17 protein-coding genes are annotated in these 20,552 nt (G+C 66.5%); 6 read left to right on the top strand and 11 right to left on the bottom strand.

The annotated features are described in order from the left end of the window. Positions 1 to 10 precede the first annotated feature (10 nt). The 5 genes from DFR39_RS05500 to DFR39_RS05480 all read left to right on the top strand — a co-directional run bounded on the left by DFR39_RS05500 (position 11) and on the right by DFR39_RS05480 (position 6,162). Entirely contained in the window at positions 11 to 472 is a 462-nt protein-coding gene (locus tag DFR39_RS05500; protein ID WP_246030703.1) for an RNA-binding S4 domain-containing protein, read from the top strand. Between the two features lie 118 nt (positions 473 to 590). Further along, entirely contained in the window at positions 591 to 1,115 is a 525-nt protein-coding gene (gene grpE / locus DFR39_RS05495; protein WP_133602549.1) for a nucleotide exchange factor GrpE, read from the top strand. An 85-nt stretch (positions 1,116 to 1,200) separates the two neighbouring features. Further along, positions 1,201 to 3,159: a molecular chaperone DnaK gene (dnaK, locus tag DFR39_RS05490; protein WP_133602548.1), complete on the top strand. Its 1,959-nt coding sequence runs from the start codon at positions 1,201 to 1,203 to the stop codon at positions 3,157 to 3,159. Between the two features lie 84 nt (positions 3,160 to 3,243). Continuing rightward, positions 3,244 to 4,395 carry a molecular chaperone DnaJ gene (gene dnaJ / locus DFR39_RS05485; protein ID WP_133602547.1) on the top strand — a complete coding sequence of 384 codons (1,152 nt, stop codon included), beginning with the start codon at positions 3,244 to 3,246 and terminating at the stop codon, positions 4,393 to 4,395. A gap of 99 nt (positions 4,396 to 4,494) precedes the next feature. Continuing rightward, entirely contained in the window at positions 4,495 to 6,162 is a 1,668-nt protein-coding gene (locus tag DFR39_RS05480; RefSeq protein WP_133602546.1) for a phosphoethanolamine transferase, read from the top strand. Between the two features lie 16 nt (positions 6,163 to 6,178). On the opposite strand, the gene DFR39_RS05475 is transcribed toward DFR39_RS05480, so the two are convergent. The 10 genes from DFR39_RS05475 to DFR39_RS05430 form a co-directional block, all read right to left on the bottom strand. Further along, on the bottom strand, positions 6,179 to 7,399 hold the full coding sequence (locus DFR39_RS05475; RefSeq protein ID WP_133602545.1) for a PA0069 family radical SAM protein: 1,221 nt from the start codon (positions 7,397 to 7,399) through the stop codon (positions 6,179 to 6,181). A 71-nt stretch (positions 7,400 to 7,470) separates the two neighbouring features. Then, positions 7,471 to 9,444: a 3'-5' exonuclease gene (locus DFR39_RS05470; RefSeq protein WP_133602544.1), complete on the bottom strand. Its 1,974-nt coding sequence runs from the start codon at positions 9,442 to 9,444 to the stop codon at positions 7,471 to 7,473. Between the two features lie 7 nt (positions 9,445 to 9,451). Next, the gene (gene dnaB, locus DFR39_RS05465; RefSeq protein ID WP_133602543.1) at positions 9,452 to 10,882 is read right to left on the bottom strand and encodes a replicative DNA helicase; all 1,431 of its coding nucleotides are present in this window, start codon (positions 10,880 to 10,882) and stop codon (positions 9,452 to 9,454) included. A gap of 171 nt (positions 10,883 to 11,053) precedes the next feature. Further along, a complete protein-coding gene (gene rplI, locus DFR39_RS05460) occupies positions 11,054 to 11,506 on the bottom strand; it encodes a 50S ribosomal protein L9 (RefSeq protein ID WP_133602542.1) in 453 nt (150 codons plus the stop codon). A 13-nt stretch (positions 11,507 to 11,519) separates the two neighbouring features. Further along, positions 11,520 to 11,810: a 30S ribosomal protein S18 gene (rpsR, locus tag DFR39_RS05455; RefSeq protein ID WP_133602541.1), complete on the bottom strand. Its 291-nt coding sequence runs from the start codon at positions 11,808 to 11,810 to the stop codon at positions 11,520 to 11,522. A 16-nt stretch (positions 11,811 to 11,826) separates the two neighbouring features. Then, positions 11,827 to 12,150 carry a primosomal replication protein N gene (gene priB, locus DFR39_RS05450; protein ID WP_133602540.1) on the bottom strand — a complete coding sequence of 108 codons (324 nt, stop codon included), beginning with the start codon at positions 12,148 to 12,150 and terminating at the stop codon, positions 11,827 to 11,829. A 33-nt stretch (positions 12,151 to 12,183) separates the two neighbouring features. Next, positions 12,184 to 12,540: a 30S ribosomal protein S6 gene (gene rpsF / locus DFR39_RS05445; protein WP_133602539.1), complete on the bottom strand. Its 357-nt coding sequence runs from the start codon at positions 12,538 to 12,540 to the stop codon at positions 12,184 to 12,186. Positions 12,541 to 12,717: 177 nt separating this feature from the next. After that, positions 12,718 to 14,814, bottom strand: coding sequence for a sodium:solute symporter family protein (locus DFR39_RS05440; RefSeq protein ID WP_133602538.1), 2,097 nt, complete (start codon positions 14,812 to 14,814; stop codon positions 12,718 to 12,720). Between the two features lie 144 nt (positions 14,815 to 14,958). Beyond that, positions 14,959 to 16,080, bottom strand: coding sequence for a fatty acid desaturase family protein (locus tag DFR39_RS05435; RefSeq protein WP_133602537.1), 1,122 nt, complete (start codon positions 16,078 to 16,080; stop codon positions 14,959 to 14,961). Positions 16,081 to 16,088: 8 nt separating this feature from the next. Beyond that, complete coding sequence (locus tag DFR39_RS05430; protein ID WP_133602536.1) at positions 16,089 to 17,183, bottom strand: ferredoxin reductase; 1,095 nt, start codon at positions 17,181 to 17,183, stop codon at positions 16,089 to 16,091. A 132-nt stretch (positions 17,184 to 17,315) separates the two neighbouring features. Between DFR39_RS05430 and fabR the strand changes: the two genes are divergently transcribed. After that, complete coding sequence (gene fabR / locus DFR39_RS05425) at positions 17,316 to 17,993, top strand: HTH-type transcriptional repressor FabR (RefSeq protein WP_133602535.1); 678 nt, start codon at positions 17,316 to 17,318, stop codon at positions 17,991 to 17,993. 57 nt (positions 17,994 to 18,050) lie between these two features. Here fabR and ppsA read toward each other — a convergent pair whose 3' ends face one another. Further along, positions 18,051 to 20,447 (bottom strand): phosphoenolpyruvate synthase, encoded by a 2,397-nt coding sequence (gene ppsA / locus DFR39_RS05420; RefSeq protein ID WP_133602534.1) that lies wholly within the window; start codon positions 20,445 to 20,447, stop codon positions 18,051 to 18,053. Between the last annotated feature and the right edge of the window lie 105 nt (positions 20,448 to 20,552).

The following is a 20,552-nucleotide window of genomic DNA, read 5'->3' as shown; positions in this document are numbered from 1 at the left end:
TTCGCCCCCGATGAGCAGCAAGCAGCAGCCCCCCAAGACGGCGACGGCCCAGGACAAGAGCACCGGCGGCATGCGCCTGGACAAATGGCTCTGGGCCGCGCGCTTCTACAAGACCCGGGCCCTGGCGGTGGAGGAAATTGGCCGCGGCCGGGTGCTGGTGAACGAGCAGGCGGCCAAGCCCTCACGCGATGTGCGCGCCGGCGACCGGCTGCGCCTGCGTCAGGGCGTGGTGGAGCGCGAGGTGCTGGTGCTGGGCCTGTCCCAGGTGCGCGGCCCGGCGCCCGTCGCCCAGACCCTCTACCAGGAGACGGCCGAGAGCCTGGCCGCGCGCGAGCGTGCGGCCGAGGCCCGCCGCCTGGCGCCCGAGCCGGCCCTGGGCATTGCCGAGAACCGCCAGGGCCGCCCGACCAAGCAGGACCGCAGGCGGCTGGCCGAGTGGCAGCGCTGGACCGTCAGCGCGGATGAAGCCTGAGCCGTGCCCAGCCCTGCCCGTCAAGGGCTTGGGGTTTTTCCGCAGAAAGCGGCGAAAATCCCCCTCTTGAATTCCAGGATATCGCGCCCATCTGGGCGCGATTGCCTTTCTAAGCATCATGACAACAGACCACACCCCCACCCCGCAAGAAGCCGCCGCGGCCGAGGCGTCGCCGGCCGAAACCCTGGCTCCCGAGGCCAAGATCGCCGAACTGGAGTCGCGTCTGGCCGAGATGTCCGATGCCTATCTGCGCGCCAAGGCGGAGTCCGAGAACATCCGCCGTCGCGCCGACGAGGACGTGGCCAAGGCCCGCAAGTTCGCCGTGGAGGGCTTTGCCGAGGCCATGCTGCCGGTGATGGACAGCATGGAAGCCGCCATCGCCACGCCGGACGCCAAGGTAGAGACCGTGCTGGAAGGCGTGCACGCCACCCACCGCCAGCTGGCCGCCGCCCTGGAGCGCAACAAGGTGGTCCAGATCAATCCGGCCGCCGGCACCAAGTTCGACCCGCACCAGCACCAGGCCATCTCCATGGTGCCCGCCGACCAAGAAGCCAACACCGTGGTCGCGGTGCTGCAAAAAGGCTATCTGATCGCCGAGCGCGTGCTGCGCCCCGCCCTGGTGACGGTCGCCGCGCCCAAGTAATTCACAGCTCGCCGCCCCTTGAAACGCGGCGACTTATCCACACATCGAAAACAAGCAACAAGCTTCGGAATTTCAGGAGTCACACATGGGAAAGATCATCGGTATTGACCTGGGCACCACGAACTCGTGCGTGGCCGTGATGGAAGGCAACACCACCCGCGTCATCGAGAACGCGGAAGGTGCACGCACCACGCCGTCCATCATTGCGTATCAGGAAGACGGCGAGATCCTGGTGGGCGCCTCGGCCAAGCGCCAGGCCGTCACCAACCCCAAGAACACGGTCTACGCCTCCAAGCGCCTGATCGGCCGCAAGTTCTCCGAGAAGGAAGTGCAGAAGGACATCGACCTGATGCCCTACACCATCGCCGCCGCCGACAACGGTGACGCCTGGATCGAGGTGCGCGGCAAGAAGCTGGCGCCCCCGCAGGTCAGCGCCGAGGTGCTGCGCAAGATGAAGAAGACCGCCGAGGACTACCTCGGCGAGGAAGTGACCGAAGCCGTGATCACGGTGCCGGCCTACTTCAACGACGCCCAGCGTCAGGCCACCAAGGACGCCGGCCGCATCGCCGGTCTGGACGTCAAGCGCATCATCAACGAGCCCACCGCCGCGGCCCTGGCCTTCGGCCTGGACAAGCATGGCAAGGGCGACCGCAAGATCGCCGTGTATGACCTGGGCGGCGGCACCTTCGACATCTCCATCATCGAGATCGCCGATGTCGATGGCGAGATGCAGTTCGAGGTGCTGTCCACCAACGGCGACACCTTCCTGGGCGGCGAAGACTTCGACCAGCGCATCATTGACTACATCATTGCCGAGTTCAAGAAGGAACAAGGCGTTGATCTGACCAAGGACGTGCTGGCCCTGCAGCGTCTGAAGGAAGCCGCCGAGAAGGCCAAGATCGAGCTGTCCAACAGCTCGCAGACCGACGTCAACCTGCCCTACATCACGGCCGACGCCTCGGGGCCCAAGCACCTGAACATCAAGCTGACCCGAGCCAAGCTGGAGTCGCTGGTGGAGGAGCTGATCGAGCGCACCATCGAGCCCTGCCGCACCGCCATCAAGGACGCCGGTGTCAAGGTCAGCGAGATCGATGACGTGATCCTGGTCGGCGGCATGACCCGCATGCCCAAGGTGCAGGACAAGGTCAAGGAGTTCTTCGGCAAGGATCCGCGCAAGGACGTGAACCCCGACGAGGCCGTGGCCGTCGGCGCCGCTATCCAGGGCCAGGTCCTGGGCGGCGAGCGCAAGGACGTGCTGCTGCTGGACGTCACCCCGCTGTCCCTGGGCATCGAGACCCTGGGCGGCGTGATGACGAAGATGATCAAGAAGAACACGACCATCCCGACCAAGTTCAGCCAGACCTTCTCCACCGCCGACGACAACCAGCCGGCCGTGACCATCAAGGTCTACCAGGGTGAGCGCGAGATGGCGCAGGCCAACAAGAGCCTGGGCGAGTTCAATCTGGAAGGCATCCCGCCGGCACCGCGCGGCCTGCCCCAGATCGAGGTGACCTTCGACATCGACGCCAACGGCATCCTGCATGTCAGCGCCAAGGACAAGGGCACGGGCAAGGAAAACAAGATCACCATCAAGGCGAACTCGGGCCTGTCCGAGGCCGAGATCGAGAAGATGGTGAAGGACGCCGAAGCCAACGCCGCCGAGGACAAGAAGAAGGTCGAGCTGGTGCAGGCCAAGAACCAGGCCGATGGCATGGTGCACTCGGTGCGCAAGTCCCTGAGCGAGCACGGCGACAAGCTGGACGCTGGCGAGAAGGACAAGATCGAAGCCGCGATCAAGGACCTGGAAGAGGCCATCAAGGGTGAGGACAAGGCCACGATCGAGGCCAAGACCGAAGCCCTGATGACCGCCAGCCAGAAGCTCGGCGAGAAGATGTACGCCGAGAGCCAGGCTGCCCAGGCTGCGGCCGGTGCCGCCGCCGGTGCGGGTGCCGCCGAGCAGCCCCAGGCTGCCGCCGGCAGCGCCAAGCCGGCCGACGACAATGTGGTGGACGCCGAATTCAAGGAAGTGAAGGACAGCAAGTAATCCTTCCCGGGCTCACCGCCCCGAGCCGCGCCGAGCCCCCACCAGGCCGCGCGGCTTCATTGCTTCTTCTGTCCAGGAATATCCATGGCAAAGCGTGACTACTACGAGGTTCTCGGCGTCGCCAAGACGGCCTCCGAGGACGAGATCAAGAAGGCCTACCGCAAGCTGGCCATGAAGTACCACCCCGACCGCAACCAGGGCGAGGGGGCGCAGGCGGCTGAAGAGAAGTTCAAGGAGGCCAAAGAGGCCTACGAGATGCTCACCGACGCGCAAAAGCGCGCGGCCTACGATCAGTACGGCCATGCCGGCGTGGACCCGAATATGGGTGGTGGCGGCGGCTTCCGCGGCGGTCCCGAGGGCTTTGGCGGCTTCGCCGAGGCCTTTGGCGACATCTTTGGCGACATCTTCGGTGGCCAGGGCGGCGGCGGCCGGCGCGGCGGCGGCCAGCAGGTCTACCGCGGCAGCGACCTCAGCTACGCGATGGAGATCACGCTGGAAGAGGCCGCGCGCGGCAAGGAAACCCAGATCCGCATTCCCAGCTGGGAGGGCTGCGACACCTGCAAGGGCAGCGGCGCCAAGCCGGGCACCAGCGCCAAGACCTGCGGCTCCTGCGGCGGCTCGGGCACGGTGCATATGCGCCAGGGCTTCTTCTCCGTGCAGCAGACCTGCCCGCACTGCCATGGCAGCGGCAAGATCATTCCCGACCCCTGCACCGCCTGCAACGGCCAGGGCAAGGTGAAGAAGACCAAGACCCTGGAGGTCAAGATCCCCGCCGGCATCAACGAGGGCATGCGCATCCGCTCGGCCGGCAATGGTGAGCCGGGTGTCAATGGCGGCCCGCCGGGCGACCTCTACATCGAGATCCGCCTCAAGCAGCACGAGATCTTCGAGCGCGATGGCGACGATCTGCACTGCACCATGCCGGTGGGCATGACCACGGCCGCCCTGGGCGGCACGATCGAGGTGCCCACCCTGGGCGGCAAGGCCGAGATCGAGCTGCCCGAGGGCACCCAGCACGGCAAGACCTTCCGCCTGCGTGGCAAGGGCATCAAGGGCGTGCGTTCCAGCTACCCCGGTGACCTGTACTGCCACATCAGCGTGGAGACGCCGGTCAAGCTCACCGAGCACCAGCGCAAGCTGCTTAAGGAGCTGGACAAGAGCTTCCGGGACGGTGGCGACAAGCACTCGCCCAATGCCAAGAGCTGGACCGACCGGGTCAAGGACCTGTTCAAGTAAGGCGGCGGGGCAAGCAGGCGAGCCGCGCCTCGCCATGGCTTAAGAAAACACAAAGGCCGGGGATCAAGAATCCCTGGCCTTTGTTGCTTCTGATCCCTCATGCCTGCCCAGCCCCCCTCTCGCATCACCCAGCCCATCACGCGCTCGCCCCTGCTGCTTGCCTGGTGGGCGGCCCTATGGATGGGTCTGCTGTGCAACTGGCCCCTGTGGCAGCGGCTCTACGCCCTGCCCGAACTGGCCACGGCGCGAGGGCGGCTGTTCCTGCTGGCCTTCATGGTCATCGTGGTCAGTTCCTTGGGAGCTTTGCTCAGCCTGCTGGCCTGGCGGCGCCTGCTCAAGCCCGCTTTGCTGCTGCTCATGCCCACGGCAGCAGCCCTGGCCTACTTCAGCGGCAGCTACGGCATCGTGATGGACGCCGAGATGCTGCGCAATGTGCTGCAGACCGATGCCCGTGAGGTGCGTGACCTGCTGACGCCGGGCCTGCTGTTCAGCCTGCTCGGGCTGGGCCTGCTGCCCCTGCTCTATCTGCTGCGCCAGCCCCTCCATCAGGCCGAGCGCTGGTGGCGCCGGGGCGGCTGGAACCTCCTGAGCTTCGGGCTGGGTCTGGTGCTGGCGCTGGGCGCCACGCTGGGCAGCTTTGCCGACTTCGCCTCCACCATGCGCAACCACAAGAGCTTGCGCTACATGATCAATCCGCTGAATGCGGTGTACGCCATGGTCCAGGGCCTGCATGGCAGCAGCGCGGCGGCGTCCCTGGCGGTCTTGCGTCCCCTGGGTGAGGATGCGCAGGCTCCGGCGCCGGGATCGGACAGGCCGCGCCTGCTCTTGCTGGTGGTGGGCGAAACCGCCAGGGCGGCCAATTTCTCGGTCAATGGCTATGAGCGCGAAACCACGCCGCGCCTGGCCCAGGAGGCGGTGCTGAGTTTCAGGCAGGTCAGCGCCTGCGGCAGCAGCACCGCAGCCTCCCTGCCCTGCATGTTCTCCCCGCTGGGGCGCGAGGCCCATCTGGAAAGCGGCAAGCAGCCTCAGGAAAACCTGCTGGACATGCTGCAGCGAGCCGGCCTGGCCGTGCTCTGGCTGGACAACCAGTCCGGCTGCAAGGGCCTGTGCGAGCGCATCCCCCATGCTCAGGCCGGTGATAACCCCAGGCTGCCCGCCGGGCTGTGCGGCAGCGACGGCGAATGCCTGGACGAGGCCCTGCTGGCCGGTCTGGACGAGCGCCTGGCCGCCCTGGACCCCGCACGGCGCGCACGCGGCGTGGTCCTGGTGCTGCACCAGATGGGCAGCCACGGCCCGGCCTACTACAAGCGCTCGCCCAAGAACGCCAAGCCCTTCCTGCCCGAGTGCGAAAACAGCGCCCTGCAGCAATGCGAGCGGGAGGCGCTGCGCAACAGCTACGACAACTCCATCGCCTACACCGACCGCGTGCTGGCCGGTGCCATCGGCTGGCTGCGCACCCAGGAGAAGCAATACCAACCCGCCCTGCTCTATGTCTCGGACCACGGCGAGTCACTGGGCGAGAACAATCTCTATCTGCATGGCATGCCCTATGCCGTGGCACCACGCGAGCAGACCCATGTCCCGCTGATTCTCTGGATGCCCGACAGCACCCAGCGCGCCCAGGGCCTGAGAGCAGATTGCCTGAAGGCCCGGTTGGACCTGCCGGTCTCGCACGATGTGCTCTCACACACCGTGATGGGCTACAGCCGCGTAAGCAGCAAGCTCTACCGCCCCGACTGGGACCTGCTCCAGCCCTGCCGCGCTTGAGCTGAGCGGCCCAGGTCTAGAACAGCTCGCCCTGGGCCGCGGGCGGCGCCGGCTTGGCTGCCGCCAACGGTCGCGCCGGCGGCCGGAACAGGCCCAGCTGCTGCACACGCCGCTGCTGCGACAGACCCAGGCGGGCGCAAGCCTTGCGCAAGCGCTGTTGCATCAGCTCGGCCCACAGGCCCTCGCCCCTCATGCGGCTGCCGAAGCGGGCGTCGTTGTCGCGGCCGCCGCGCATCTCGCGCAGCCGCGCCATCACCCGCGCCGCCCGCTCGGGGTAGTGCTGCTGCAGCCAGTCCTGGAACAGCGGGTTCACCTCCCAGGGCAGGCGCAGGGGGATGCTGAAGGCGCTGCGCGCGCCCGCCTCGGCCGCGGCCTCCAGCACCCGTTCCAGCTCCGGCTCGTTCAGAAAGGGAATCAGGGGCGAGACGCTCACGCCCACGGGCACGCCCGCCTCGGCCAGACTGCGCAGGGCACGCAGGCGTCGGTGCGGCGCCGCGGCCCGCGGCTCCAGAAGACGGGCCAGCTGCGGGTCCAGCGTGGTGATGGAGAGATAGACCGAAACCAGGCCTTGCGCCGCCATGGGCGCGATCAGGTCCAGATCGCGCTCGATGCCGGCCGACTTGGTGACCACCGAGAAGGGATGCCGGCACTCGGCCAGCACCTCGATCACGGCGCGCGTCAGGCCCAAGCGGCGCTCCACCGGCTGGTAGGCATCGGTGGCCGTGCCGATCACCAGGGAACGGGGCTGGTAGCCGGGCCGTGCCAGCTCGGCGCGCAGGCGGTCGGCGGCGTTCATCTTGGCGATGATGCGGGTCTCGAAGTCCAGGCCCGGCGAGAGGTTCAGATAGCTGTGGGTGGGGCGGGCAAAGCAGTAGATGCAGCCGTGCTCGCAGCCCCGGTAGGGATTGATGGAGCGGTCAAAGCTGATGTCGGGCGACTGGTTGCTGGAAAGGATGCTGCGCGCCTCTTCCTCGATGATCTGGGTCTCGGGCGGCAGGGTCTCTTGCTGGGCGGCCTGATCCAGCGAGCCCCAGCCATCGTCGAAATGCTCACGTTCGCGATGCTCGAAGCGATGTGCCAGCTGCCAGGCGCTGCCCCGGCCCTTGAGCGCCTCGGGATGCGGCAGGCGGCCCAGAGGCTCCGGCGCACAGCCGTCCGCCTCATGTGCCTCATGTGCCTCGGCAGACGGCGAGGGGCGGACGATCAGCGGATGGATGCGAACAGGCGGCTTGAGCATACTGTTTGTTTATACAGTATTTTCCAACCATTCCAAGGGGACGCTCGTCGCCCCTTGGGCCATCACCCACCCTAGCCTTGGATCAAGCCCGCATCGATCAGGTAGCGCGAAGGCGCCTGGGGGTTGAAGGCCAGGCTCAGGCGCTGGCGCGCGCGGGTCAGGGCCACATAGAGCAGATTGCGGTTTTCGTCCGCCGAGCCCTCACCCACGAACTCGCCGCGCGAGAGATGGGGCAGCAGCACATGGTCGAACTCCAGGCCCTTGGCCGCTTCGATGGTGGACAGGCTCACGCGGGTCGCAGCGCCGCCCCCCCCCACGGCCCGCGGTGTCTGGGCCCGCTCCAGGCTGTGCAACAGGGCAAAGAAGCCGTCCAGGTCCTGCTCCTCGCCCAGGGCCAGCTGCAGCAGCTGTTCCAGGTGATCGCGCACCTGGCGGATGTCTTCGCGGCGCACGAGCACGGCACCGGCCAGGCGCTCGGGCTCCAGGCCGGCCATCAGGCCCTGGGCCCAGGCCCGCAGATCCCCGCCGCGCAGCAGGGCCAGACAGGCCTCCAGGCGCGGCCGCGCCAGGCCCGAGGCATTGCGCAAGACCTGACCCTCGATGAACTCCTGCATGCCGCCGGGATGGGCCGCGGCGGCCTCCAGGGCCTGACGCTGGGCGCGGTGCGCGTCCAGACCCCGCAGCGCATCGCTCTGCACCTGGGCGCCAGCAAAGAGCAGCAGGGCCGCCAGGGTGTCGCGGCGCAGGCCGGCGTCCCGCTCGAAGCCGGCGTAGACGCCGCGCGCAGAGGCGTGCAGGCCGCGCATCAGCAGGATCTCGCGGCGGCGCAGAAAAGGCGGCAGCCCCTGCAGCTGGTAGGGCACGCCCAGCTTGAGCAGCTCGCGCTCGATCAGCAGGGACTGGGCCGGCCGGCGCAGCAGGATGCGCAGCTCCTGATGCGCCTGCTGCTGCAGATGCTCGCGCGCCGCCACGGCCAGCAGCCGGGCCTGCACACGCGCATTCTCGGCCGGCAGGCAGCGGATCTCGGTCTTGCGGCCGGGCACAGCCGCATAGGGCTTGCGCGCCAGGCGGCCGGCGGCCTGGGCCAGGTCCACGCCGAAGCGGTGGCTGGCGCTCAGCGGCAGGCGCAGGGCCGGGCCGATCTCCTGCTCGAAGATCGCGCCCATGAAGCCAGCCTCGGCGCCGGCCTGGCCGTGGATGACCTGGTCGCGGTCGCCCACGCCCACAAAGGCGGCACGGCGGTTGCGCGCCAGCAGGCCCTGGAGCACGGTGAACATGGCGCGGTGGGTGTCGTGCATCTCGTCCACCACGATCAGGGCCAGGCCTTGCGCGAGCACACCGCCCTCCTCCGCCAGATCCTGATCCAGCAGCAGGCGGGCCAGGTCGTAGACCGCGTCACCCGTGAAGCGGAACAGGGGGCGCTCCGTCTCCTCGCCCCGGCGCAGCATCTCGTAGGCGCTAAAGACGCGCAGGGTGAAGTAGTCGCTGCCCAGTTCCTCGGCCAGGGCCGGGCTGAGCGCCTGCTCCAGGGGCTCGCGCTCCAGCAGCAGCCGCCCCTTGAGCACGGCGAAGGACTTGAGCAGGCCCTCGATCAGGGCCTCGGAGGCGCCGCCCACGGCCAGCTCCTCGCGGTGGCGCTCCTGGGGCCGCAGCTGGGCCTGGGCGATGGCCTCCAGCACATAGGGCCGCAGTTCCTCCTCCTGGCGCAGCTGCAGCATGCCGGGGCCTTCGAGCTCGGCCAGGCAGTCGCCGGCGAATTGCTCGAAGGTCTGGATGCGCAGCTCGCGCAGCAGCGGCTCCGGCACGCCGATCAGGCGCAGCTGGGCCTGCAGGGCCTGCACCGCGGGCTCGGTGTAGGTGAGCGCCAGCAGCATGCGCGGCGCGGCGCCACGCTGCAGGGCCTGGGCCATGCGCAGGGCCAGGGTGGTGGTCTTGGCCGCGCCGGCATTGGCCTCGATCAGCAGATGGCGCGCCCGCGCGGTCTGGATGGCCAGTTGCTCGGCGCTGGGCGTGATGCCGGCCGGCGTGAAGATCGGCTCGGACACCGCCGACTCAGTAATCGGCGCCGGCCGGGCCGGTGTAGCCGGGGGCGAGGTTCTCGAACTTGGTGTGCATACGCTGGAAGGCCAGCTTCACCGTACCCACCGGGCCGTTACGCTGCTTGGCGATGATGATCTCGGCCACGCCCGGCTCCTGGCACTGGTCCTTGGTGTAGTACTCGTCGCGGTAGATGAACATGATGATGTCCGCATCCTGCTCAATGGCGCCGGATTCACGCAGGTCGGACATCATGGGGCGCTTGTCAGGGCGCGTCTCCACCGAGCGGTTGAGCTGGGAGAGCGCGATCACGGGGCACTTGAGCTCCTTGGCCAGGGCCTTCAGACCCCGCGAGATCTCGCCCACGACGGTCGCGCGGTTCTCCTCGCTGCTGCCGCCGTTGCCGCTCATCAGCTGCAGGTAGTCGATGATGATCAGACCGAGCTGGCCGCTGATGCGAGCCTGGCGGCGTGCACGCGAGCGCACCTCCGAGGGACTCAGGCCCGGGCTCTCGTCGATGTAGATCGGCGCCTTGCCCAGCTTGTCGACGGCCTCGGTCAGCCGGCCCCATTCATCGTTTTCCAGACGCCCCAGGCGCAGCCGGCTCTGGTCAATGCGGCCGACCGAACCGACCATACGCAATGCCAGCTGGGAGGCGCCCATTTCCATCGAGTAGATGACGACCGGCAGCCCCTCGTTGATGGCCACGTTCTCGCCGATATTGACCACGAAGGCGGTCTTGCCCATGGAGGGACGGGCAGCCAGGATGATCAGGTCGCCCGGCTGCAGACCCGCGGTCTGCTTGTCCAGATCGTAGAAGCCGGTGCGCACGCCGGTGACGTCCTCGGCACCGTTCTCCGCCAGTTCGTTGACCCGGTCGATCAGATCAACCACCAGCTTGTCCATGCTGTGAAAGCCCTGCCCGCCCTTGCTGCCTTCCTCATTGATGCGGAAGATCTTGCCCTCGGCCTCATCAACGATGTCCTTCACCGGCCGACCCTGCGGGTTCATCGCCGCGCTGGCGATCTCGTCACTGGCGGTGACCAGCTTGCGCAGCACGGCGCGCTCGCGCACGATTTCCGCGTAGCGGCGCAGATTGGCCGCGCTGGGCACGCTCTGGGCCAGGGCATTCAGATAGGCCAGGCCGCCGCAATCGGCCGCCTTGCCCAGCGAGCTCAGCTCCTCGAAGACCGTCACCACATCGGCCGGCTTGCCACCGTTGATCAGCTTGCCGATGGCGGCAAAGATCTGCTTGTGCTCGAAGCGGTAGAAGTCTGACTCCTGCAGCAAATCGCCCGCCCGGTCCCAGGCGCTGTTGTCGATCAGCAGGCCGCCCAGCACGCTTTGCTCGGCTTCGACCGAATGTGGCGGTACACGCAGACGGGCGACTTCGTCGTCCGAGCCGGGGTTGGGAGAGGAACCGGGGGCAGAAAAGATCGCGGACATGGCGGGCACGATATCCACAGCCCTGTGAACAAGACTGTGGAGAAGATGTTCACGACCTGGGGTTACAGCGGGATAACTGTCGCCCCAGAAGACAAAAAGCCGACGACTGGATCAGTCATCGGCTTCTCTGATCGTTGCAGCACGGTGGCCACAACGCCATAGGGGATGTGCTTACTCGGCGTCGCCGACGACTTGCACCGTCACTTCAACCACCACATCGGTGTGCGGAGCGACGTTCACGGAGAACTCGCCCACGGCCTTCAGCGGGCCCAGGGGCAGACGGATCTGCGACTTGGCCACGGCGAAGCCCAGCTTGCTGATGGCTTCGGCGATGTCGGCGTTGGTCACCGAACCGAACAGGCGGCCGTCCACGCCAGCCTTCTGGCTGATGCGCACGGTCTTGCCGGCCAGGCCTTCACCCAGAGCCTGTGCGGCGGCCAGCTTCTCGGCGGCGATCTTTTCCAGTTCGGCGCGCTTGGCTTCGAATTCCTTGATCGCGGCTTCGGTGGCGCGACGCGCCTGCTTGGTCGGGATCAGGAAGTTGCGTGCGTAGCCGTCCTTGACCTTGACGACGTCACCCAGGTTGCCCAGGTTGGCAACTTTTTCGAGGAGGATGATTTGCATGTTGGCTTACTCCTCAGACCTTGTGCTGATCGCTGTAGGGCAGCATGGCCAGGAAGCGAGCACGCTTGATGGCCACGGTCAGCTGGCGCTGGTAGAAGGCGCGGGTGCCGGTCAGACGAGCGGGCGTGATCTTGCCGTTTTCGCCGACGAAGTCGCGCAGGGTGTCCACGTCCTTGTAGTCGATGGATTCAACACCAGCGACGGTGAAACGGCAGAAACGCTTGCGGCGGAACAGCAGCGATTGTTGGTTGCGCTTGGGCTTCTTGTCTTTGGAGAAGCGACCCTTACCACGTGCGGGGGGCATAGTAGACCTCTTTAATTCAATCCGGATTAGCGACGGACGATGTTGCTGCGGAACCGGGCGTCAGTTCGGTGACATGGAAGATGGTTCCACGACCGTTGCGCATGGCGGCGATGAAGCCCTCGAACAGGGCATGTCCACCGACCCCCAGCGCCTGAACGCGCTTGCAGAGTTCACTGCCTATGGCCACGCTCTTGATCTCCAGGGAGACCCGGCGAGGACGTCCGGCTTCGGTGACCTGGGACTCATGCTTCAAGCTGAAGTCCAGGGCCGCCTGGCCGGCCGGCGTGTATCTGATCAGTCCCAGCTCAAGCAGCTGTGCTTGCAATACAAGCTGATTCACCGCTTGGGCAATGACAACAACACCAGCTCTTTATCAGGCTTCCTGAGGCGCCTTGCGGGCCTCTTCGCGCTCCACAGCCTTCATCATCACGGAAGGCGTGGTTTCGGCCTTGTCCTTGACCACGGTCAGGTGGCGCAGGACGGCGTCGTTGAAGCGGAAGCCGGTTTCGAGCTCAGCCAGCACTTCCTTGCTGCACTCGATGTTCAGGCACAGGTAGTGGGCCTTGGCCAGCTTCTGGATCAGGTAGGCCAGTTGACGGCGACCCCAGTCCTCGACGCGGTGCACAGCACCACCGCCGGCGGTGATCAGGCCCTTGTAACGCTCCAGCATGGCCGGAACTTGTTCGCTTTGATCCGGATGGATCAGCAGAACGATCTCGTAGTGACGCATAGACACTCCTTGTGGATTCCGGTTCCTCGACCCACCGGGCGACGCTTGACAGCATCGTCCGCAGGCCCAGGCCCCGAGGAAGCCGCCCCAAGGCGTCAAAGACATGGGTACGGCAAGGGAAAGCCCGCGATTGTAGCGCACACCCCTGGCTTGGGGCAAGCAAGCCCGGTTTGCCGCCTAGAGCCGCGGCGGTCGCCGCAGATCCAGCGCCTGAGCTTCGCTGGCGGGCTGCCTGGGCGTCAGCAGGCTGACCAGGACGGCGGCCAGCAACCCGGCCGGCACGCCAAACACGCCGGCCGAGATGGGCTGAATCCCCCACCAGAGTTGCGCCGGACCTTGCAGCCCCAGGCTTGCTCGAAGGCCGGGATGGGCCCCGACCATGTAGTAGGCCGTCACCCCCAGGCCCAGCAACATGCCGGCAATGGCCCCCCAGGCATTGGCCCGCCGCCAGAACACACCCAGCAGCAGCACCGGCACAAAGGCAGACCCCGCCAGGGAGAAGGCGGCCGCCACCAGCAACAGGATGTCGGCTGGCTTCTGCGCCGCCACCGCGGCCGCGGCCAAAGCCGTCAGCAGCAGGATGGCCTTGGAGGCCATGACACGCTTGGGTGCACTGGCCCGAGGATTGATCACACGGTGATAGACATCATGCGCCAGGGCGCTGGAGATGGTCAGCAGCAGCCCGTCGGCGGTGGACAAGGCCGCCGCCAAGCCACCCGCGGCCACCATGGCGGACACCACATAGGGCAGCCCCGCCAGCTCGGGCGTGACCAGCATGACGATATCGCCTCCGATCTGCATCTCACCGAGCTGCAGAATGCCGTCGCGGTTGAGGTCGCTCACGGAGAGCAGGGCCGGGTCGACCTTGGCCCACTGGGCGATCCAGGTCGGCAACTGGTCAAACGGCGTGCCCACCAGCCCATCGAAGACCTCGAACTTGACCATGACAGCCAGGGCCGGCGCGGTGATGTAGAGCAAGCCAATGAAGAGCAGGGACCAACCCACCGACTCCCGCGCCTCGCGTACCGTTGGCGTGGTGAAGCTGCGATTCAGGATATGCGGCAGACCGGCCGTGCCCACCACAAGGCAGAAGACCAAGGCCAGGAAGTTGCGGCGGGACTCTTCAAAGGCTTGCTGTGCGGCCGCGTCGCCCTGGGGATCACCCGCGAAGGCCTGGGCGTGCGGGGCCATCCCCCCGAGCGGCTTGGCGCGCGCCTCATAGGCGAGCAACTGACGCTGCCACAGTTCACGCGCCTCGGCCGGGGTGCGTGGCAGCGCGCTCAACCGCTTCTCCGCGGCCTGGATCTCCGCCAGCGGTGCATCCTCGGCCTTGAGCCGGGCGACCCGGGCCAGGCTCTGCTGGCGCTCGCTGGCCAGTGCCGCGGGCACATCCTGCAGCTGCTGCCGCAAGCGCTGAATGCGCTGCTCCAGCACAGCAATCACCTGCAGCTCGGCCGGATCCTCTCGCAGCTGCTGCTCGCGCTCACTGATCTGCTGCAACTGGTAGCCGTAGACCGCCTGAGGCAGGGGCGAGCCCGTCTGCTTGACCGATAGCCAGACCACCGGCACCAGATAGGCCACGATCAGAATGATGTACTGCCCCACCTGGGTCCAGGTCACCGCCCGCATGCCCCCCAGAAAGGAGCAGACCAGCACCCCACCCAGGCCCACGAAGACCCCGATCTCGAAGGTCAGCCCCGAGAGACGCGCCGTGATCAGCCCGACGCCATAGATCTGGGCCACCACATAGATGAAGGACACGGCAATGGCGGCCATGGCGGCGATCAGGCGCACGGCATTGCTGGCGTAGCGATCGCCGAGAAAGTCGGGCACCGTGTACTTGCCGAAGCGCCTGAGGTAGGGCGCCAGGCACAGCGCCACCAAGCAGAAGCCCCCCGTCCAACCCAGCACAAAGGCCAGACCGCCATAGCCGGAGAGGTAGAGCGTGCCGGCCATGCCGATGAAGCTGGCCGCGCTCATCCAGTCGGCGCTGGTGGCCATGCCGTTGTAGAGGGCCGGCACGCGCCGGCCCGCCACGTAGTACTCGTCGGGGTCGGTCGTGCGGCTCAGCACACCGATGCCGGCGTAGACCACCACCGTGGCAAAGAGGAAGCAAAAGCCTATCCAACTCTTGGACAGGCCCAGGCGCTCGGCCACGGCAAGCAGCAGCGCAAAGCCCGCAAACCCGAGGCTGTACCCGAGGTAAATGCGGTTGAGGCGACGCTTGAGTGCCGGGGTCGCGCTAGACCCCGCACGGACCGGAGGGGATGACACGCGCGGCTGGCTTTTGTGGGCAGACCGCCATCATGCGGGGAGAGCTGGCGCCAAGACCCTAGCGGGAACCCGGAGACTCCACGGCGCTGGGCGCTGCACGCCCTGCCCGACTCAGCGCGGTATCAGCGCGGCCTCAGCGAAGTCTCAGCCGCGGGCACCGGCCAACTGGCTGGCGCGCGGGCGGCTGGGCAGCGCATGGCGCAGGATGCGCCAGACCACCTGAGCGAACTGCACCGGCAGGGAGCCCGTGTTGTAGTTCACGCCGTAGCGCTTGCAGATGTCCCTCACCACGGGGGCCATCTCCACATAGCGGTTGGCCGGCACATCGGGGAAGAGATGGTGCTCGATCTGATGGCTCAGATTGCCCGACAAGGTATTGAGCACAAAGCCGCCCGAGATATTGGAGGAGCCGCGGATCTGGCGCCAGTACCAGTGGGCCCGGGTCTCGTTCTTCAGCACGCCCTTGGGGAAGGTTTCCACCTCGGTGGTGAAGTGGCCGCAGAAGATGATGGTGTAGGTCCAGAGATTGCGAAGGCCGTTGGCCACCAGATTGCCGGTGAACACCACCAAGAAGCCCGGACCGGCCAGCAAGGGGAAGAGCAGATAGTCCTTGATCAGCTGGCGGCTCACCTTCTTCAGCACCGGCACACCGGCACGGCGCAGTTCGGCACGGGCGGCCTTGCGGCGCTTGCCGAAGAGCTGGCCCAGACGCAGGTCCTGGATGGCCACGCCCCACTGGAACATCAGGGCGAAGATCAGGGCATAGAGCGGCTGCAACAGGGCCGCAGGCGTCCAGCGCTGCTCGGGAAAGAGGCGCAGCACGCCATAGCCGATATCGTCATCCAGGCCGTGGATATTCGTGTAGGTGTGGTGGCGGAAGTTATGGGTCTTGCGCCAGTTCTCGCTGGTGGCCACGATGTCCCACTCGAACTGCTTGCCCTTGAAGTGCGGGTCACCCATCCAGTCGTACTGGCCGTGGATGACGTTGTGCCCCAGCTCCATGTTGTCCACGATCTTGGACAGGGCCAGGCTCAACGTGCCCAGGATCCAGAAGCCGATCAGCCAGGGCGTGGGCAGGAAGGCGCCAATCATCAAGAGGGCGCGGCCGAGCAGCTCGCTCCAGCGCACCAGCTTGTAGATATTGCGGATGTAGCGCGCATCGCGCTCGCCCAGATCGGCCACGGTTCGGGCACGCAGGGCCTCGATCTCGGCGCCGAACTTCTCCAGCTCCTCGTTGGAGAGTTGACGGGTCAGGGACTTGTTCATGCTTGTTCTCAAAGATCCAGACTGAGATCGCCGCAGGCACGGCTCACGCACAGACGCAGCTGGCTGCCGGGCTCGGCCTCGCGCTCGCCGGTATGAAGGTTCTGTACCTGGCCTTCGTGCTTGGTGCAGACGCAGCTGTGGCAGATGCCCATGCGGCAGCCCGAGGGCGGCCGCAGGCCCTGAGCCTCCAGCGCGCTGAGCAGGCTCTCGCCGCTGCTCAGGGTCAGGCTGCGGCCACTGCGGCGCAGCTCTACGGTGACGGGGCGCACTTCATCCAATGCGATGGGCGCCGCGGGCGAAAAGGCCTCGGCCTGGAAGCGCTGTACGCGCGGCGCCAACAGCTGACGGGCCGTGTCCACAAAGCCACCCGGACCACAGGCCAGCACCTGCAGGTGCTGCCAGCCTTCGCTGGGGCCCAGCAGCGAAACCAGCTGGTCTGCGTTGATGCGGGCCGCCGGCGCCTGGGCATCCTGGGTCAGCATCAGGTGCAGACGGAAGCGCGGCTGAGCCTGGGCCAGGGCTTGCAGTTCCTGCGCAAAGCAGAGCTGCTCGGCGCTGCGGGCCCAGTAGACCAGGGTCAGGGCACCCGGCGCGCCAGCCGCCGCCCAGGCACGGGTCAGGCTCATCAGCGGCGTGATGCCGCTGCCAGCGGCCAGAAAGAGGCCCGCAGCTTCACCCGCAACGGGCCAGTGCAGATCGCCATAGGCCGCATCGATGGAGAGCATCTCGCCCTCACGGACCCGATCGCACAGGTGGTTGGACAGCTTGCCGCCCTCCACCCGCTTGACGGTGATGGCAATGCGGCCATCCGCGCGCGGCCTATCGCTCAGGCTGTAGCTGCGGGTGACGCGGCGGCCATCGATCTCGGCACCGACATTCAGATGCTGGCCAGCGCGAAAGCCCCGCCAGTGACGATTGGGCTTGAGCACCAGGGTCACGGCGTCGGCGGACTCGACCCGCCGCTCCAGCACCCGCGCCAGCGGGCGATCCCAGGTCCAGCTGCGATTGAGCAGACCCAGCCAGAAGTCAAACACGGCCGGATCCACCACGGGACCCAGCAGACGGCGCAGCAAGCCGCCGCGCGCAGGTGCAAAAGAGGACACAAATACTCCGTTCGACGCCAATCAGCAGGAATCCGGATCGGGTCGGCGCGCAGTATACGGCCACACATACACCCGTCTATACAGATGTATATCAAATCCGCTTCGGTATGATGCGCACTCTCGCACAAAGCCATGACAAGCCTTCTCATGCTCGAGGCGGAACAAACCGCCCCCACGCTGTCCTCGTCCCAACCGGGTCGCAAGGCGGTGATTTCCCGCGAAGACATCGTGCAGGCCGCCCTCAAGCTGGTGGGGCCGCACCGCAGTGTCTCGACGCTGAGCCTGCGTGAGGTGGCTCGTGAAGCCGGTATCGCACCCAACAGCTTCTATCGCCAGTTCCGCGATATGGACGAGCTGGCCGTCACCCTGATCGATATGGCGGGCAAGTCGCTGCGGGAGATCATCGGCGAAGCTCGGCTGCGCGCCAGCCACGGCAATAGTGTGGTGCGCAGCGCGGTACAGGCCTTCATCGAACAGCTGCGCTCGGACGACCGCCTGCTGCACATCCTGCTGCGCGAAGGCACGGTGGGCTCGGACGCGTTCAAGCACGCGGTGGACCGCCAGTTGCTCTTCTTCGAGGAAGAGCTGCGCGTGGACCTGATCCGCCTGGCCGAAATCAACCAGACCGGGCTCTATGAGCCGGCACTCGTGGCCAAGGCCATCACCCGCCTGGTCTTTGCCATGGGCGCAACGGCCATGGACCTGCCCCACGACAAGCTGCCCGAGCTGACCGAGCAGCTGATCGTGATGGTGCGCATGATCATCACCGGCACCCAGACCATGGCGGTGCATGGGTCACCCGATCACTGAGATCCCACCAAGAAAAAAAGCCCGCGACAAGCGGGCTTTGTTTTTTCTAGTCGGGACTCAGCGCTTGGCCAGACGCTGCCAGGTCTCGATCACCGTGTCGGGATTCAGGGAGATGGACACGATACCCTCCTGCGCCAGCCAGTCGGCAAAGTCAGCATGGTCGCTGGGGCCCTGGCCGCAGATGCCGATGTACTTGCCGGTGGCACGGCAGGCGGTGATGGCGCGCGAGATCAGGGCCTTGACGGCGGGATCGCGCTCGTCGAAGTCGCCGGCCAGCAGTTCCAGGCCCGAATCGCGATCCAGACCCAGGGTCAGCTGGGTCAGATCGTTGGAACCGATGGACATGCCATCGAAATGCTCCAGGAACTGCTCGGCCAGGATGGCGTTGGACGGCACCTCGCACATCATGATCACGCGCAGCCCATCCTGGCCGCGCTTGAGGCCGCGCTCGGCCAGCATGGCCACCACACGCTCGGCCTGCTTCACGGTGCGAACAAAGGGCACCATGATCTCGACATTGCTCAGGCCCATATCGTTGCGCACGCGCTTGAGCGCCTCGCACTCCATGGCAAAAGCATCCGAGAACTCGCCGCTGATATAGCGCGAGGCGCCGCGGAAGCCCAGCATGGGGTTCTCTTCATCGGGCTCGTAGCGCGAGCCGCCGATCAGCTTCTTGTACTCGTTGCTCTTGAAGTCAGAGAGCCGCACGATCACCGGCCGCGGATAGAAGGCGGCGGCAATGGTGGCCACGCCTTCGGTGAGCTTGTCCACATAGAAGGCACGCGGCGAGGCGTGACCACGGGCCACGGACTCGACGGCCTTCTTCAGGTCGGCGTCGATGTTCGGATAGTCCAGGATGGCCTTGGGGTGGACACCGATATTGTTGTTGATGATGAACTCGAGGCGGGCCAGGCCCACGCCGGCGCTGGGCATCTGGGCGAAATTGAAGGCCAGCTGCGGGTTGCCCACATTCATCATGATCTTGATGGGGCAGTACGGCAGCTCGCCGCGGTGCACCTCGCTGACCTCGGTCTCCAGCAGGCCGTCGTAGATATGGCCCGTATCGCCCTCGGAGCAGGCCACGGTGACCAACTGGCCGTCCTTGAGCTTCTCGGTGGCGTCACCGCAGCCCACCACGGCCGGGATGCCCAGCTCGCGCGCGATGATGGCCGCGTGGCAGGTGCGGCCGCCGCGGTTGGTGACGATGGCGCTGGCGCGCTTCATCACCGGCTCCCAGTTCGGGTCGGTCATGTCGGTGACCAGCACATCACCGGGCTGCACGCGCTCCATCTCGGCCACGCTGTGGACCAGGCGCACCGGGCCGGTGCCGATCTTCTGGCCGATGGCGCGGCCCTCGGCCAGCACGGTGCTGTGGCCCTTGAGCTTGTAGCGATGCTCCACCTGGCCTTCGGCCTGGCTCTTCACCGTCTCGGGGCGGGCCTGCAGGATGTAGAGCTTGCCGTCAATGCCGTCGCGGCCCCATTCCACGTCCATGGGACGGCCATAGTGCTGCTCGATGACCAGGGCGTACTGGGACAGCTCGATCACCTCGGCATCGGACAGCGAATAGCGGTTGCGCGCTTCCGGCGCCGTATCCACCGTCTTGACCAGCTTGCCGCTGGCCGCCTTTTCCTCGGGGCTGGCGAACTCCATGCGGATCAGCTTGGAGCCCAGATTGCGGCGGATGACCGGGAACTTGCCGCTCTTGAGCGCCGGCTTGTGCACATAGAACTCATCCGGGTTCACGGCGCCCTGCACCACCGTCTCGCCCAGGCCGTAGCTGGAGGTGATGAAGACCACGTCCTTGAACCCGCTCTCGGTGTCGATGGTGAACATCACACCGGCGGAACCCAGATCCGAGCGCACCATGCGCTGCACGCCGGCCGACAGGGCCACATCGGCATGGGCAAAGCCCTTGTGCACGCGGTAGCTGATGGCGCGGTCGTTGTAGAGGGAGGCAAAGACCTCCTTCATCTTGTGCAGCACTTCCTCGATGCCCACCACGTTCAGGAAGGTCTCCTGCTGGCCGGCGAACGAGGCGTCGGGCAGGTCTTCCGCGGTGGCGGAGGAGCGCACGGCAAAGGAGGCATCCGGGTTGCCGGCGGTCAGCTCGGCAAAGGCGCTGCGGATCTGGGCTTCCAGATCGGCCGGGAAAGGCTGCGCCTCCACCCAGCCACGAATCTCGGCGCCAACTTCGGCCAGGGCCTTGACGTCGTCGGTGTCCAGGGTGGACAGGCGTGCCTGAATGCGCTGATCAAGACCCTCGAACTTCAGAAACTCGCGGAAGGCATGGGCCGTGGTGGCGAAGCCACCCGGAACACGCACGCCGGAGGCCGCGAGCTGGGAGATCATTTCGCCGAGGCTGGCATTCTTGCCACCAACCACCTCGACGTCCGTCATTCTCAGATTCTCAAAGGGAACGACCAGGGCGGTCGGCTCGTAGCGAGAGGACATGGGAAAGCTCCGTGATGTTGAAAACTCGGGGCTCCCGGCGCAATCGGCAAGGCTTGCGCGGTGGGGACGCGAGCAGCCGCAGAACCAGCATTTCTGGATTCTTGT

The sequence above is a fragment of the Roseateles asaccharophilus genome, from assembly GCF_004362405.1.
Lineage (GTDB): Bacteria > Pseudomonadota > Gammaproteobacteria > Burkholderiales > Burkholderiaceae_C > Kinneretia > Kinneretia asaccharophila.
This window is presented reverse-complemented; position numbering and strand designations above follow the sequence as displayed.